Below are 15546 nucleotides of genomic sequence, written 5' to 3' on the forward strand. Positions count from 1 at the left end.
TTCCAGCCCGCGCCATGCTTCCGGCAGGGAAACCCGCTGCCCGAAATCACCCCGCACCGGGGGCACGGCCTTTACATTCCAGCGCCCGCCCCCTGTGGGGGACACCACGTACACAACCGGCAGGTCATGCTCGAAAATCACCTTCTCGGTGGGCATGCCCGTTTCCATGACCAGAATACGCCGGTCTTCCGCCTGCTCATAGGCCGCCAGCACCCGGCTCACCGCCTTGAGGCTGGCGCGCGTGCGATCGACCATGTTGACCAGATGGGCGGCGACCGCGCTCGCGGCATTGGCGAAGCCCAGCGCCTCACGCGCCCGGGCTTCCTCCGCCCCATACAGTTCCGCCGTGTCCCATGGCGGGCTGCAGGCCGACACGATATCGGCCAGCGAGAGCTTGCCCATCTTCACCACGCCGTTGTCATCCTGATCGACCGGCACGATCAGGGACTTGTCAATGGCCTGCCACAATGTGGCCAGCGTGGCGTCGTTCACAGGTGTTTTCAGGATGTTGCGCAGGGCGGCGGCGCCATAATCCTTCCACAGCAGTCCGGCCGCGCTATAGGGTGTGCCGTCCTCGCGCAGGGGCTTGTCCTTCATATGGTGGTCATAACGCCCCGCGGCGGGGTCATACCGGCCGCCCACGTCAAACACGATGTCAGCGGTGGCGATGCGCTCGGGCGATCTCGTGCGGATGAACTCAAGCCGGTCGGCGGGCTGGCCGCCCAGAACCCGCCCCCGCAGGTCGCCCCCGGGTGCGAGCGCGTAGTGAAGGATGACATAGCCCAGCGTCTCGTCAGCATGGAAATTTCCTGAATGGGTCAGCGCCCGGACCGGGGCGTTCCCATTATCGAGACCGATGGGGGTGTACTGTGACATCTGAAAACCTGCTGGCGAACAAAGTGAATTCCTGAGCGTGCCTCTCATGCCGCAAAGGTCGCGGCAAGACAATAAACTTCGGCATCCAAGGCGGAAGATGCAGCCCTGCCTAACGTTTTTGCGCCCTGCCACGGGCTGCCGGGCTGTTGTATCGTGCCGCAGGCATGTGAGGAGAAAGGGGAGACCGCGTGAGTCAGACGTGGGTGATTTTCAGGCCATCGTCCAGCTATCGGCGGGCCTGAATGTAGCTATTCTCAGTTTTGTGGATATCAGCCTGCCCGCCATCAAGGAACGCAGGCATGTCTTCACCAAGGCGCAGCAGGAACTCGACATGCACCGCAAATCGCCCTCCAAGGCGACCGATGTGGAACAGAAGGCCTATGACAGCCAGATCGAGGAGATGAACCAGAAGCTGTACCTGCTGTGGAAGGAGTCATCCTCCTTCAGCAATGAGGAAGACTCCCTCATCCGCTCCACCGGCGTTCTGGGGTTTTTCGGCGCGATCCTCAGCCTTCTGCTGCTCTGGTATTCGGCCGAATATTATGACGGGGCGATTACCCGAAGCGGCAAGGCGGTAATCCTGCTGTCGTTCTGTTCACTGATCGGCGCGTTCATCATCAATTTCATGACGGCGTCACAGGCCAGCATCTTTACCAAGAAGTGCAACCAGATCCGCCAGGAAATGCGCCAGAAGCTGTAGCCCCCCCTACGGCCCGGTACAGCCCTGCGAGAAGCCCGCCAGAAAAATCCGCACCGCCCGATGAAAGCGCGGGCGCATGTTCTCCAGAAGCACCGATGTTTCAGAGGCGCAGGCCAGGTTCTGGAGCATGAAGTCACCCACGGTCATGCCGAACAGCATATTGCTGTACATGGATATATCGCTCACTGCGTAATGCTTGCGCTGCACGTAGCAGTTCAGCCACGTGGTCAGGGCCGTATCCTTCCCCCCCGCGCGCAGGCTGGTCAGGATGTGGCGGATATCTTCCGATTGCTGGGATTCGGCAATCAGCGCCCGGATCAGGCTCATCCGGTCGGGGCACAGGATGATGCGGCCCAGGTTCATGAGCAGTTCGGTCAGTTCCTCAACCGGATCGTTGCTGTAATGACACAGGTCGGGAGCAAAGTTGAACAGCCTGCTGCTGACCAGCGTATGGAACAGGTCCTGCTTGGACTCGAACATCTGGTACAGCGTCCGCTTGGACATGCCGGAATGCTGCGCCACCCGGTCCATGGACGCGGCGTGATAACCGCATTGCTGGAGCACGTCGCTCGCGGCGTCCAGAATCCGTTCGCGGCGTTCGCACTCCTCCATTTCCGGTGGTCGGCCGGGGCCGCGCCGCCCGCCGTCACAGCCGTTTGACGCCGATGATCGCGCTGCGTGCTCATTCCTGCTCATTTGTAATATAATCCCGACCACTTTTAGGTGGATGCCCTGCTTGACCGTCTTATGGAGACGATATAGTTTTCCATCCATTGAAAACCAAATAGTTTCGTTATTTGGCTTTCTTATGGCGGCCATGTCCGTTACGGACAGGGGCGTGATTCAGAAACATTTTATATATAACGGCACGTAAGCCGGTTGGTGACCATGATGCATTATTCCCGTGTCGTAGCCCCGGCGGCTCTGATTCTTGGCCTTGCGGCCTGTCAGCGGCACGCCGCTCCCCCCAAACTGCCCCCCCAGCCGGTCAAGGTGGTGACGCTCAGAACCCAGCCGGTGGAAATTCACACCCTGCTGCCCGGTCGTACCGAAGCGTTTGAAATCGCGCAGGTGCGCCCGCAGGTCAGCGGCGTGATCATGCAGCGCCTGTTTGTTGAAGGCACGGATGTCAAGGCGGGGCAGCAGCTCTACCAGATCGACCCGCGCACCTATCAGGCCGCGGTCGATGTGGCGCAGGGGCAACTGCTCCACGCCCAGGGGAACGAGGTCACAGCCCGCGCCAAGCTGAACCGGTACGGGCCGCTGCTCAAGGCGCACGCCATAAGCCAGCAGGAATATGACGACGCCCTGGCCGCCGAGCGTGAGGCGCAGGGGGACATCCAGTCGGCCAAGGGCCAGCTTGAACGCGCCAGCGTCGATCTGGGCTATACCCATATGAACGCGCCGATCACCGGGCGTATCGGGCGGTCCATCCTGACGGTGGGTGCGCTGGTTACGGTCAACCAGACCAACAATGTCGCGATCGTGACCCGGCTCGACCCCATCTATGTGGACGTGAACCTGCCCGCGACCGAACTGCTGCGCTTCAAGCGCGAACTGGCGCAGGGGCGGCTGACCCGTGTGGGCGACAACGCCGCCAGCATCACCATCGCCCTGGAAGACGGCACGACCTATGAACATGCCGGGCGCATGGAATTCTCGGAAGTGAATGTCGATGAAGCGACAGCCACGGTCGTGGTGCGCGCGGTCATGCCCAACCCCGAACACCTGCTGCTGCCCGGCATGTACGTCCATGCCCAGCTTGCCGAAGGCACGGACCCCGCCGCCCTGCTGGTGCCGCAGCAAGCCGTGCAGCGCAATTCCCACGGGGATGCGCAGGTCTGGGTGGTGGATGCCGAGAGCAAGGTCAGCATCCGCCCCGTGGTGACGCAACAGGCCATTGGCACCGACTGGCTCGTGACCGATGGGCTGAAGGACGGCGAACGCGTGGTGGTTGAAGGCGTGCTCAAGATTCATCCGGGCGACACGGTGACGCCGGTGGATGTGTCCCCCACCGCCAAGGCAGGATAACCCCCCGATGTCACTGTCACGCTTCTTTATCGACCGCCCCGTTTTCGCGTGGGTGATCGGGCTGATCATCATGCTGGTGGGCGGGGTTTCGATCCTGCGCCTGCCCATTGCGCAGTACCCGGCCATCGCCCCGCCACAGATCGCCATTTCGGTCACCTATCCCGGCGCTTCGGCCGATACGGTGAACGATACGGTGGTGCGCCCGATCCTGCAGCAGATGTTCGGGCTGGATCATCTGGAATATATTTCCTCCCAGTCCTATGCCTCCGGGCAGATGGAAATCGACCTGACCTTCGCGCAGGGGACCAACCCCGACATCGCGCAGGTGCAGGTGCAGAACAAGCTCCAGCTCGCCCAGCCCAAGCTGCCGCCGGAAGTCACCGCGCAGGGCCTGAGCATCACGAAGGCCGTCAAGAACTTCATGATGGTCATCGCCTTCATCTCGACCGACAACAGCATGACCGGCGCGGATATCGCCGATTACGTGGCCTCGAACATTTCCGACCCGCTCAGCCGCGTGACCGGCGTGGGCGACCACACGCTGTTCGGCGCGGAATATGCGATGCGCATCTGGCTCGACCCCTCCAAGCTGTACAAATACAGCCTGACCGTGGGCGATGTGCAGACGGCGATCCAGACCCAGAACATCCAGGTTTCGTCAGGTGAACTTGGCGGCGTGCCCGCGACGAAGGGCGCGCGGCTGGATGCCACCATCATCGGGCCGACACGCCTGCATTCGCCCGAAGAATTCGAGAAGATCCTGCTCAAGGTGCAGCAGGATGGATCCCAGGTGCGCATACGCGATGTCGCGCACGTGGAACTGGGGCCGCAGACCTACAATACCCATTCCTTCTACAACAACATGCCCGCGTCGGGCATGGCGCTGAAGCTGGCCCCCGGGGCCAACCAGCTCCAGACCGAAAACGCCGTGCGCGCGCAGATCCATGAACTGGAGCAGTTCTTCCCGCCGGGGCTGAAAACCGTCTATCCGCTGGATACGGCCCCCTTCATCGTCCTGTCGATCAAGGAAGTGATCATCACGCTGGCCGAGGCGATTGCCCTCGTCTTCGTGGTGATGCTGATCTTCCTGCAGAATTTCCGCGCCACCCTGATTCCCACCATCGCGGTGCCGGTGGTGCTGCTGGGCACGTTCGGGATTCTGGCCGCCCTTGGCTTTTCCATCAATACCCTGACCATGCTGGCCATGGTGCTGGCCGTGGGCCTGCTGGTGGATGACGCCATCGTGGTGGTGGAAAACGTCGAGCGCGTGATGACGGAAAAGCAGCTTTCCCCCCGGGAAGCGGCCCGTCAGTCGATGGACGAGATTTCAGGCGCGCTGGTCGGCATCGTGCTGGTGCTGACGGCGGTGTTCCTGCCCATGGCGGCCTTTGGCGGCTCGACCGGGGTGATCTACCGGCAGTTCTCCATCACCATCGTCTCGGCCATGTGGCTGTCCGTGGTGGTGGCCATGGTCATGACCCCGGCGCTGTGCGCCACCATGCTCAAACCCGGCACCCATGAAAAGACGACCGGCCCCGCCGGCTGGTTCAACCGCCACTTCACCCGCCTGACCAAAGGCTACCAGAACGGCGTGACCCGCGTGCTGGGCCATACCGGGCTGTCCATGCTGGTGTTCGTGCTGATTACGGTGGGAGTGGGCTGGCTGTTCATGCGCCTGCCCGGCGGCTTCCTGCCCGATGAGGATCAGGGCCTGATCTTCGGGCAGGTCACCATGCCCCCCGGCTCCACGCTGGAACAGACCGCCGCCGTCAACCGCAAGGTGAGCGAGTACATCCTCAAGACCGAAGGCGGGAATGTTGAATCGGTCTATTCCATGAACGGCTTCAACTTCGCCGGGCAGGGACAGAGCGCGGGCGCCTTCTTCATCCGGCTCAAGGACTGGGATGAACGCCCCGCCGCCACCCAGACATCGGCGGCCATCGCCATGCGCATCATGATGCATTTCTGGATGGATCCGGTGGCGCAGATCTTCGCCATCAACCCGCCCGCCGTGCTGGAACTGGGCAACGCCACGGGGTTCGATGTCGAGCTTGAGGACCGGGGCCATCTGGGCCATGCGAAACTGCTCGAGGCGCGCAACATGGTGCTGGGCATGGCGGCGAAGGATCACCGCCTGACCGCCGTGCGCCCCAACGGCATGGAGGACGCGCCGCAGTTCCATCTGGACATCGACCGGGAAAAGGCCAACGCGCTGGGGATCACGATCGCGGACATCAACACCACCATCGAGGGCGCGCTGGGCTCGATCTACGTCAACCAGTTCCTGCGCGATGACCGTGTGAAGCAGGTCTATATTCAGGGTGAACCGGATTCACGCATGATCCTGATGACCTGAACAAATGGTACATGCGCAACGCGCTGGGGAGCATGGTGCCATTCAACGCCTTCATCTCCGGGCAGTGGGTCGTCGGCCCCCAGAAGGTGGAGGATTATAACGGCCTCAACGCCTTCGAAATCCTGGGCCAGCCCGCCGCGGGCTACAGCTCGGGGGATTCCATCGCCGCGATGAAGGACATCCTCGCCAAGCTCCCGCCCGGCGTGGGGTATGAATGGACCGGCCTGTCGTTCGAGCAGATGGCGTCGGGATCGGCCACCGGACCGCTTTACGGGCTGGCCGCCATCGTCATCCTGTTCTGCCTTGCCGCCCTGTATGAAAGCTGGGCCATCCCCTTCGCGGTGCTGCTGGTCATACCGCTGGGCGTGCTGGGGGCCATCGTGGCCACCCTGCTGCGCGGCATGGCCAATGACGTCTATTTCCAGGTCGGGCTGCTGACCACGGTGGGGCTGGCGGTCAAGAACGCCATCCTGATCGTGGAATTCGCCAAGGCGTTTTTTGAAAACGGGGCGACACTGGAGGAAGCCGTGCTGGAAGCCGGACGCGAGCGGCTGCGGCCCATTCTCATGACCTCCATCGCCTTCGTGGTGGGGGTGTTCCCGCTGGCCATCGCCAGTGGGGCGGGTTCCGCCGCGCGTGTCGCGATCGGCACGGCGGTGGTGGGCGGCATGGTGACGGCAACCCTGCTGGCCGTATATTTTGTGCCGCTGTTCTTCGTGGTTGTGCTGCGCCTGTTCCGCGTGCGGCGCATGTCCGAACGGACAACGGGGGAGTGATGCAGATGGTCGTATTCTCCACCCTCAGGCGCGCCGGGGCCGCCGGCATGGCGGCCGTCATGCTGGCCGGCTGCACCATGATCCCGCATTACAGGCGGCCCACTCCGCCGCTGGCCAAGACATGGCCCGCCTACGCCAATACGGGCGACCCGGTGGCTGAAAACCCGCTGGCGGCCGATCTGGGCTGGTCGGAATTCTTTACCGACCCCCGGCTGAAGGCGCTCATCGCCATCGCCATCCGTGAAAACCGCGACCTGCGGCAGGCGGCGGCGGACATACGCCGCGCGCAGGGGCAGTTCGCCATCCAGCACGCCAGCCTGTTCCCCGCCATCGGCGGCGGTGGGGAGGCGATGTACCAGGGGCCATCAGGGGCGGCGGGTCTGAGCTTCGCGCCGGGACTGGATACCGGCAACCCGCCCATGTTCAAATATTACCAGATGGGCATTGGCGTCTCGTCCTATGAGATCGACCTGTTCGGGCGCATACGCAGCCTGTCGCGTGAGGCGGCGGAACATGCGCTGATGCAGCGCGAGAACGCACGCGCCATGCTGATCAGCATCATATCGCAGGTGGCGACGACCTATATTTCGTGGCTGGGCGATCAGGCGCAGTTGCGCCTGTCCGATGACACGATGGCCTCGCAGAACGCGACGCTGGACATGGTCAAGGCCCGCTTCGCCCATGGCGAGACGGACGAGATGACCGTGCGCCAGACCGAAACGCAGGTGGCGCAGAGCGGGGCCTTTCGCGATGAGTCGCGCCGGCGTGTCGCGCAGGATGAAAACCTGCTGACCCTGCTGATCGGCCAGCCGATCCCTGACAACCTGCCCCCCGCCCAGCCACTGGGGCAGCAGACCATCATGCAGGATCTGCCGCCGGGCCTGCCGGCGGAGGTGCTGGAACACCGGCCCGACATCATGGCGGCCGAGCATGACCTGCTGGCGGCCAATGCGGATATTGGCGCGGCCAAGGCCGCGTTCTACCCGCGCATTACCCTGACCGCGTCGGACGGGATCAGCAGCCTCCAGCCGCACAAGCTCTTTACCTCCGCCGCGACAACATGGGGGGTGTCACCGCAGTTGCAGGTGCCCCTGCTCAACTGGGGGCAGAACAGCGGCAACCTCAAGGCGTCACGCGCGATGCGGGCCTCCAAGATGGCCGCTTATGAAAAAACGGTGCAGTCCGCCTTCCGCGAGGTGGCGGATGCGCTGGCCGCGCGCGACACCTATCGCGATGAAACCGGGCAGATGGACAGATATGTTTCCACCACATCCGATGCCTACCGGCTGGCCATGCTGCGGTATGATGCGGGAACGGATTCCTACCTGACATCGCTGGTTTCGCAACGCGCCATGTTGCAGGCGCAGCAGTGGCAGATCTCCATCGCCGTTTCACGGTACCAGAACCTTGTCACCCTTTACCGTGCGCTGGGGGGCGGCTGGACCGAACACACCCCGACAAAACACGTCAACGCATCGCATTGATAAAAAGATAAAAGTTTTGGGGCGCCGCCTTTTTGAAAAAAGGCGGCGTTCCCGGAAGCTTTTCGAGAAAAGCTTCACCAGAAACTTCCTTATGGTTACAGGCCGGTTTTTAAAACAGCCTCCCGGTTGCACATCTTTCCCCCGCGACCAGGGGAGCCGGATCATTATCCTGACTTCGTATGGAAATACTGGTATGCTACCCGGAAAATAAAATTTCCAGACCGTAAATATCATATATCCGACAAATAAATATACATTAATACATTACACATATAGAAAATATTTTTATTTGTGCATTGAGTCTGCCGCAACACGCCCAACATATGCCTGCATATAATCAAGGAGTTATGTTGCAATGACCAATCACAGCGTTCCGCATGCGGCCGGTTCAATCCATGATCTGGTGCGCAAGGCCACGCATTCACCCGCAATCCTGACGAAATCGGAAATCATCCGTCTGGCTGAACATGTGCTGAAAGGTGGCGAACACGCCACGGAAGAGGAACAGGCCATCGCAAAGGAAGCCCTGCTCGATCCGGACAATGTCGATGCGGCCCGGATCCAGCTTCTTGGCAAACGTGCGGCAGCCAGGAAATAAGTCAGCCATTTACGGAGCATGGAAAGACATTTCCATGCCCCGTATGCCTTTTCCCGATCCACCGATCTGTTCCCGTGTATTGAGAGAAGCTTTTACTGTTTTTATAAACGGCGCGCCCCAGCCTTACTTCCCGCCCGTAAGGAACTAATGGGACAGCCCCGGCAATACCGCCTTGAGCCCGGCGATCACCATACCCACGGAAATGGCCAGCAGGATCATGCCCATGAGGCGCGTCGTTATGGTGCGCATCGTCTCGCTCATGACTTTCCCGATTTCCGAGGCGAAGAACAGCGTTATGAACAGGACAAGAAGTATTCCCGCAATAATTCCCCCTACTTCAAGCATATCGATCAGCGGACCGGGATGCCCGGTATAGATAATGATGGTTGCGATCGTGCCGGGGCCAATCAGCATGGGGAAAGTCAGGGGGTAGAAGGCCAGCCCCGACAGGTTCTGCAACTGGGCCTGTTCCTGATGGCTGCCCTGATGCGAGGGAATATTGCTGCCATTCAGCATGGACCATGAGATCTGGCCAGAACAATGCCGCCCGCCACGCGGAACTGGTCAATGGTGATGCCAAAGAAACTGATGATCTTCTGCCCCGCCAGCAGGATGACCAGACACATGATGGCCGAGAAAAGCGTGACCTTGATGGCAAGCACCCGTTGCTGGGCCACCGAAAATCCCGATGTCATCGCCAGAAACACGGGCAGGCTCAGGAAAGGATTCATGATGGCGAGAAAAGTGCCGAGCGCCTTGACGATTTCCGTATGGTCCAATGGTTGGAATCTTTCGTAGTATGCAGATTATGTCAGGAAAAAACTGAATACCTCATACGGTCACAATTCCTGGCTGCCAACCTTTTTACACTGCGGTGACAGCAGGGAAGATATGTGTTTCCAACCATGGGAAACACCGTGTTCCCATCGGCCACCAGATCATGCGTTTGCGGGATGGTCCCTGACCAGTGCTTCCATTAGCTCCAGCGCGTTCCGCATGGCGGCGCCATGGGTGGTGTTATCGTAGATTGTCCAGACATCGGTGCCCGCCATGGCGCGTGAAGCAACATCCTTTGCCTGAGCTGCGATGGCCTCCTTCCCATAAGGTGACTCATACATCCGTGGGGAACCATGCAGCCGGAAATAGACAAGGCCGCTCCATCCACCCGGTTGCGCCGCCTGCGGCAGGCGGGCCGGGTCCGCCACGACGCGCGATATCTGCTGCCTGCGCAACATCTGGTCGACTTCTGGCTGGAACCAACTGGCGTGCCTTGGCTCCAGAACAATGGCCCCCGGGATCGCGGCTTTCAGATCAGTCATGAAGCGTTCGGCGACATCACCGCGATAGGCAAGGCTGGGAGGTAGCTGGACCAGGATGGGACCGCGCCTATCGCCCAGGCCATCCGTTTCCTCGGCAAAGCGTTCGATCAGCGCCTGGCACCCGATCAGACGGCGTTCATGCGTGATCGTTCCGGGCAGCTTGACGGAGAAGCGGAATGCGGGCGGCACGCTCGCCGCCCAGCGTTCATAGGTCGTGCGCCGGTGCGGTCGATAAAAACTGCTGTTGATCTCGACAGCCGAAAAGCGCGCGCCATAACGTTCAAGATGCGTACCGCCCAAAGGAAACGCCCCGGCCAGCGCGGACGGGATCGACCAGCCCGCGACGCCAATGCGAATGGACATGAGCGGTTCCCCCCATAATCACCAGCATACGCCCGCCCGAAACATGATCCGGCGCGCGGGAAACCGGATCCACAAACATCCTGTAATCATAAGAAAGTTTTGGTGAAGCTTTTTTCAAAAAGCTTTCAGCGACCGCCGTCTTTCTAAAAAAAGGCAGCACCCGAAAACCTTTATCGTGTTTCATTCGAAAGCACGAACATCGCGCATTCCCGTAACGCAGGTACGACGATGGCGCGGCGACCAGGCTGCACATCTGGCCGAAGGACCAGTGTGTGGGTGCGATCGGGTCATTCTGCCTGGTACGCGCTCGGCATTGTCGCGCGAGGCCTCGACGCGAATGGCGCGGCTCTCCACCGTGCGGGCTGTAGCCCGATCCGCCCGCGCCAGTGTCGCGGCATGCAGGTCGGACAGCGACAGGTAGCGCTCGTCATCCGGACGCGAGAACCATTCGGACGAGACGCGGGCGCTGCGTTCGCCACGGGAGGGATCAATCCGGAAGCCGCCGGAAGCTGCACTATGGTACGCAGGGGGCAGGATGGTGGTCGTGGTCATGGAAAACTCTCCTCTGATGCCGGTTATTCGGCACAGAAGGCGAAGCCGACCTCTTCCTCTGATCACCACTTCCCACGCGGATTCCCATCCAACCCCAGAACACCCAGGCCCTCGTTCCGGAACCCGCCTTCCCCGTCACCTACCGGAAATCACGACTGCAATGGGGGGGCAAGCGGAAGGTCGGCTATTAGGCGGAAAATAGAAGAGCTGCCATTGGTGCTATCGCACATTCATGATGGCACCCTGCAAGATCGAGTATTTATAATCCACACTTATCCACCCGAAAAACGCAGGATATGGACATAATCGTATCAAACCGACACAGATCTATTCGTCGGCGCATTGGTACCGAAGGAGACGTTTATCCCCTAGAGAAATGCGACCGACCTATCCTTAAACCGCCACCTTAACATGCTCGTAGAGTTTCACGCCACTAGACGCGCTGCTGCGCCTTTCGAAAAAGCGATCCATTCGATATAACGCTTGGCGCCGCCAGTGCCATATTGCAGTGCGGCTTCCAGTACGTCGATCTTGGCAGAGGCGCCAATGATGCCCGTTCCCCGGACAGCGAGCGCCGATCTCTTAGATTTATGCGCGATAAAGTTTCGCACATGCCGAAGTTCTTCGATAGGCCAAGGGGTTACCCCAAGCTCAGCCGCAATCTGCGGTTGGTTCGAAACGCCAAGTCGCATGGAAGCATCAATGGCCCTAGTTGGCAAATACCAGTCCGGTTCAAACTGTTGTCTACGATAGGTTCCAATTAATCTGTGAGCAGCCTCCTCCCTCGAACGCAAGCTAGGATAGCTTCTCGAAATGATCAGACCATTACCGTTTTCGAAATTGCCGGTTGCGCTGTCCAAGATGAGGTTCCGGACGAAAAGCTCCCATTCAATCTGAATCTGCATGAGCGCCTTCTCAGCAGCAAATATTTGCGCGGAAGTTTTGTTCGTCGTCGCATCGACTACCTCGATTATCTCGGAAAGACGGTCCAGACGGTCGAAGAAACGAGGTAGCCTACGCGCCAGCAACATCAGCCGCAATCGCTTTCACAACAGTCTCAAAACGGATTTTCCGAGAGGAAATACGGTGCGTCGTGCTCTTTGTGGCAGTTACAAACTGAGAAAGCGGGCCTTGTTCCTCGGAAGCGTCATCGAAAGCCTGTGCCAGGGTTGCGAGATTGACAGAAGCTCTATCCCAGCTAACCCCGCATCGGGCAAACTGATTCACGCCCGCTGAGAGTGACGACACCGGCATATATCCTTTCAAGAAAGCTACCGCAGCGAACAGAATCAGGAAATTCGGTGCATCGTAAAATGTCGACTCAGCAAAGTCATTTTGTGTGTGATCGAGGATTTCGGCGATAACCTCATCCAGATGTTCTCGGAAAAGGGAAAAGTAATCGTCATCTTTCGACTTATTTTCCTTATAATAGCGTGTAATCTGAGCTTCTCCTCCATCGCCGAGACCCCGATCCAACGTGATAAACATCTCAGCGATCAATGTCGTGTTCTTTAGCCGAACCGTGTCCCGTGTCGAGACTACTTTTAGTTCTCCCCAGAGGACTGCCCATCGGCGCGCCGCTTCGTATATGGCCCATTTCACCGGCTCGGAGAACTCAGCGTGCCTCAACTCCGCCGGCGTTACTTTCACGCTGTAGGAATTTAGACGAGCAAAGACCTCGAGAACGTCTGCATCAGAAGCATTCACCAGCTGAACGACAGGGATGCGATATGCAAGAAACTGCTCCTGATCCTCGATAGATAGATCGCGATATGTCTTGCCTTTGAAGTTTGGAGACTTCGAAGTAAGTTTGAGATTGCCCCCAGCGAACTCCAAGATCGCACGTAGCCGCTGTTGTCCGTCGACGACTTCCCGCAAGGTCGTTTGCGACTGTGGGTTCAGCTTTGTGCGGAAGTAGACCTGAGGCATGGGCAGGTCATTCAAGATGGTGTCAATGAGAAAAACCTTCGCCGAGGGGCTCCAGACTGAACTCGTTGAAACTCGGGAGCCAAGACCAATTGCTTTTTGGCCTGCCATTCGATGAAGTCTGAGACAGTGTAGGTCTGCGGGATGCTCGACATGGTGGTTCCTTGCCCCAACTGATGGAGTATTATAGCTGATCTTTATATGGCCGCCATTTCAGTTCCAGGCTAGACCAGATGCAACGAATGTTCGGCGTCGTCAGTCTCAATAGGCGCAATGCGGCGCATGCATCGGCCAGCTCACTGACTTTTCCGGCAGTCGTCTGTGATCAAGTTTTATCTGCCGCGAATGCCGGAGGGGTGCTGGTCCGATTTCGGCGCAACTCGACCAGTCAATTCTAAACAAGTCGCGTCCGTTATATGGAACCCTTTGCACATAATGCATGTCCGACATAAGGCGTAAACGGGCATCACGAATTTGGATTATCTTTCTGACACGACATTCAATGGAAATTTCGGGCCTTCACAATGATATTTTCGGCAGATCTGTCTGATCGAGGCTAGAGAGTGCGTGTAACGACCGGTTTCCCACATCGGCTAGCAGGTGGGAAAGATCCACAATCTCACGCGTCACGAGATGCACCACCTCCCCTTCCTTCTGCAGTCGCCCGACAACCCCCAGCATCTGGCCTGACAAGACCACCCAGCGGAAACGCTCGAACATATCGGGCCAGATGATCACGTTGAGCGCCGCCGTCTCATCCTCCAGCGTCATGAACACCACACCCTCGGCTGAACCGGGTCGCTGGCGGACCAGCACCAGTCCAGCCACCGACAGGCTGCGCCTGTCCCGGGCCTCAGCACGACGTGGTATACGTGGCTGGAACAGGGTCGGAATGTCTCCTGTTCGGCGACGACACTGGCGCGTATTGCCACGGCTCTGCATCTGTCCCTTGCGGAAAGGCTCTATCTATCGAACTGGCCCAGTTGAAGGATCCCGATGCCTCACGGCCAGTCACCGCATCCAGTCTTCCCGAACCCGTCCGGACTTTCCCGGAGCAGGTGACCATGCCCTGTTATGTGCTGGATCCCCTGTGGAATGCCTGCGTCGCCAACAAAGCGGCCCGGCGTCTCTTCGTCGGATGGCTGGACAGTGAGGAGCGCAACCTGCTGCGCTACGTCTTTCTCGACCCTGCAGCCCGAACCTTGCTGGACGAATGGGAAGGCAGTGCCCGACGGGTTCTTGCCGAATTCCGGGCTGCCAGCATCCGTGGTGACACGCATCTGGTGGAAACACTCGTGCAGGAGCTTCGATCCCGAAGTCCGGATTTTGAACGGCTGTGGCATAATCAGAGTGTATTGCTACGAGAAGGCGGCCCTCGCCGGTTTCGACATCCAACTGATGGGCCATTGGACTTTGACCAGACCACCCTCACCTTCACGACATGGCCGCACTACCAGCTGGTAACACTCAAGCCCCGATGAACACTTTCGAAATCCTGCTCCCACATTATGATTTTTCTGAACGTCACGCGATTTTCATTCGTGGTCAGGCATCTGATATTCTCGATGCCGTTGCGGCTTTCCGCATACAGAATGATCCCCTTGTGCGCCAGATTATCCGTCTGCGTGAACTTCCTGGCCGACTGATGAAGCGCCTGTCCGCCCCGCCACTGGATCTTGAAGATTTTACGCTTCTGGCGCGTACCGGACACGCACTTGCCTATGGTCTGGTCGGAGCGTTCTGGCATGCCGATTATGGACTTCGCACCATTCCTTCTCCTGACGCTTTCATGGCTGTACGGGAGGGAGATCTCTGCAAACTGGTTCTTGGCTTTACTGTCGTGTCCATTAGCAAGAACAGGTGTCGCCTCATACCCTGCTCTGCAACGCTGGTTCGAACGGGTTCGTGCGTTGCCCGATTTTATACGGATGCCTGGCCTGTCATGATGCAATATCCTCGATACCGGCGATGTTAACCGGGTGAGCGATTACGTTACGAAACAGCATGCTTCATGCAGATTTTTGCCTTCACACTGGCCTATGCATATGGAGGCTGGACCAGCGTCTGCCTGCTCGGCACAGGGCTTGGCCTCTCAGACTAACGCTGGCGTGCCTCGAAAAGCGGAAAGCGTATTATGAGGACAGATCGATGACGATCTTTCCAAAGTGCTTCGCGCTCTGAAGATAGTCGTAGGCCTCACCTACCTGTTCGAAAGGAAAGACCCTGTCGATGACAGGATGGATCTCCTGGTGAGTCAGAAACGCATTCATTTCCCGAAAGTGGTCACGAGAGCCCACAGTAATTCCGTCAATGCTGGCATTGGTGCTGCGGATGCGATCGATATCCGGGCGCGGCCCGAAGCCGGTCAGCACGCCTATCTGGGCAATGTGGCCACCGGCCCCGATCGATTTGATGGATCGGGGGTAGGTCTCCGGTCCGCCCAGTTCCAGGACATGGCTGACACCGTCTCCATGGGTATCTGATAAGTCAGATACCACTGATATCAGAGTTCACATTCCATGATACCAGGCGCTCTGGATCTCGACCTGCTTCGTACCTATGCCA

Annotated in this window: 13 protein-coding genes and 4 pseudogenes; 8 read left to right on the forward strand and 9 right to left on the reverse strand. The window is 59.1% G+C overall.

Annotated elements, in window-relative coordinates:
- Window positions 1-876, reverse strand: an 876-nt coding sequence (locus JCM25156_RS03380) for an MYG1 family protein (RefSeq protein ID WP_025812144.1), incomplete at its 3' end; no start/stop codon positions are given.
- A 199-nt stretch (window positions 877-1075) separates the two neighbouring features.
- On the opposite strand from JCM25156_RS03380, the gene JCM25156_RS03385 reads away from it, so the two are divergent.
- Window positions 1076-1576 carry a hypothetical protein gene (locus tag JCM25156_RS03385; RefSeq protein WP_025812145.1) on the forward strand — a complete coding sequence of 167 codons (501 nt, stop codon included), beginning with the start codon at window positions 1076-1078 and terminating at the stop codon, window positions 1574-1576.
- 6 nt (window positions 1577-1582) lie between these two features.
- Here the strand turns inward: JCM25156_RS03385 and JCM25156_RS03390 are convergent, their stop codons facing one another.
- Window positions 1583-2272 (reverse strand): TetR/AcrR family transcriptional regulator, encoded by a 690-nt coding sequence (locus tag JCM25156_RS03390; protein ID WP_242402441.1) that lies wholly within the window; start codon window positions 2270-2272, stop codon window positions 1583-1585.
- 192 nt (window positions 2273-2464) lie between these two features.
- Between JCM25156_RS03390 and JCM25156_RS03395 the strand changes: the two genes are divergently transcribed.
- The 4 genes and pseudogenes from JCM25156_RS03395 (at window position 2465) to JCM25156_RS03410 (ending at window position 8821) form a co-directional block, all read left to right on the forward strand.
- Window positions 2465-3607, forward strand: coding sequence for an efflux RND transporter periplasmic adaptor subunit (locus JCM25156_RS03395; protein WP_025812147.1), 1143 nt, complete (start codon window positions 2465-2467; stop codon window positions 3605-3607).
- Window positions 3608-3614: 7 nt separating this feature from the next.
- Window positions 3615-6739, forward strand: a pseudogene (locus JCM25156_RS21165) (efflux RND transporter permease subunit).
- Complete coding sequence (locus JCM25156_RS03405) at window positions 6739-8223, forward strand: efflux transporter outer membrane subunit (protein WP_025812148.1); 1485 nt, start codon at window positions 6739-6741, stop codon at window positions 8221-8223. Before JCM25156_RS21165 ends, JCM25156_RS03405 begins: the two are co-directional and overlap by 1 nt.
- Window positions 8224-8578: 355 nt before the next feature.
- Window positions 8579-8821, forward strand: coding sequence for a hypothetical protein (locus JCM25156_RS03410; RefSeq protein WP_025812149.1), 243 nt, complete (start codon window positions 8579-8581; stop codon window positions 8819-8821).
- A 144-nt stretch (window positions 8822-8965) separates the two neighbouring features.
- On the opposite strand, the pseudogene JCM25156_RS21170 reads toward JCM25156_RS03410, so the two are convergent.
- The 6 genes and pseudogenes from JCM25156_RS21170 to JCM25156_RS03435 form a co-directional block, all read right to left on the reverse strand.
- Window positions 8966-9552, reverse strand: a pseudogene (locus JCM25156_RS21170) (MarC family protein).
- A 207-nt stretch (window positions 9553-9759) separates the two neighbouring features.
- Window positions 9760-10503, reverse strand: a complete 744-nt coding sequence (locus JCM25156_RS03420; protein WP_025812150.1) for a DUF72 domain-containing protein — start codon at window positions 10501-10503, stop codon at window positions 9760-9762.
- A 175-nt stretch (window positions 10504-10678) separates the two neighbouring features.
- Window positions 10679-11055: pseudogene (locus JCM25156_RS27620) on the reverse strand (DUF932 domain-containing protein); the annotation flags it as partial.
- Between the two features lie 425 nt (window positions 11056-11480).
- Window positions 11481-12086 carry a hypothetical protein gene (locus JCM25156_RS03425; RefSeq protein ID WP_025812151.1) on the reverse strand — a complete coding sequence of 202 codons (606 nt, stop codon included), beginning with the start codon at window positions 12084-12086 and terminating at the stop codon, window positions 11481-11483.
- The gene (locus JCM25156_RS03430; protein WP_084296428.1) at window positions 12070-13092 is read right to left on the reverse strand and encodes a DUF262 domain-containing protein; all 1023 of its coding nucleotides are present in this window, start codon (window positions 13090-13092) and stop codon (window positions 12070-12072) included. The genes JCM25156_RS03425 and JCM25156_RS03430 overlap by 17 nt, the downstream gene beginning before the upstream one ends.
- A 388-nt stretch (window positions 13093-13480) precedes the next feature.
- A pseudogene (locus JCM25156_RS03435) lies at window positions 13481-13836 on the reverse strand (OB-fold nucleic acid binding domain-containing protein); the annotation flags it as partial.
- Window positions 13837-13857: 21 nt separating this feature from the next.
- Here JCM25156_RS03435 and JCM25156_RS30620 point away from each other — a divergent pair.
- The 3 genes from JCM25156_RS30620 to JCM25156_RS27630 are packed head-to-tail and all read left to right on the forward strand — an operon-like array spanning window position 13858 to window position 14956.
- On the forward strand, window positions 13858-13968 hold the full coding sequence (locus JCM25156_RS30620) for a hypothetical protein (RefSeq protein WP_242402444.1): 111 nt from the start codon (window positions 13858-13860) through the stop codon (window positions 13966-13968).
- Window positions 13965-14462: an MmyB family transcriptional regulator gene (locus JCM25156_RS27625; protein ID WP_242402442.1), complete on the forward strand. Its 498-nt coding sequence runs from the start codon at window positions 13965-13967 to the stop codon at window positions 14460-14462. The genes JCM25156_RS30620 and JCM25156_RS27625 overlap by 4 nt, the downstream gene beginning before the upstream one ends.
- Entirely contained in the window at window positions 14459-14956 is a 498-nt protein-coding gene (locus JCM25156_RS27630) for a hypothetical protein (protein ID WP_242402443.1), read from the forward strand. Before JCM25156_RS27625 ends, JCM25156_RS27630 begins: the two co-directional genes overlap by 4 nt.
- A 157-nt stretch (window positions 14957-15113) precedes the next feature.
- Here the strand turns inward: JCM25156_RS27630 and JCM25156_RS03450 are convergent, their stop codons facing one another.
- Entirely contained in the window at window positions 15114-15479 is a 366-nt protein-coding gene (locus JCM25156_RS03450; protein ID WP_025812156.1) for a zinc-binding dehydrogenase, read from the reverse strand.
- Window positions 15480-15546 lie beyond the last annotated feature (67 nt).

The organism is Komagataeibacter kakiaceti JCM 25156 (assembly GCF_000613305.1).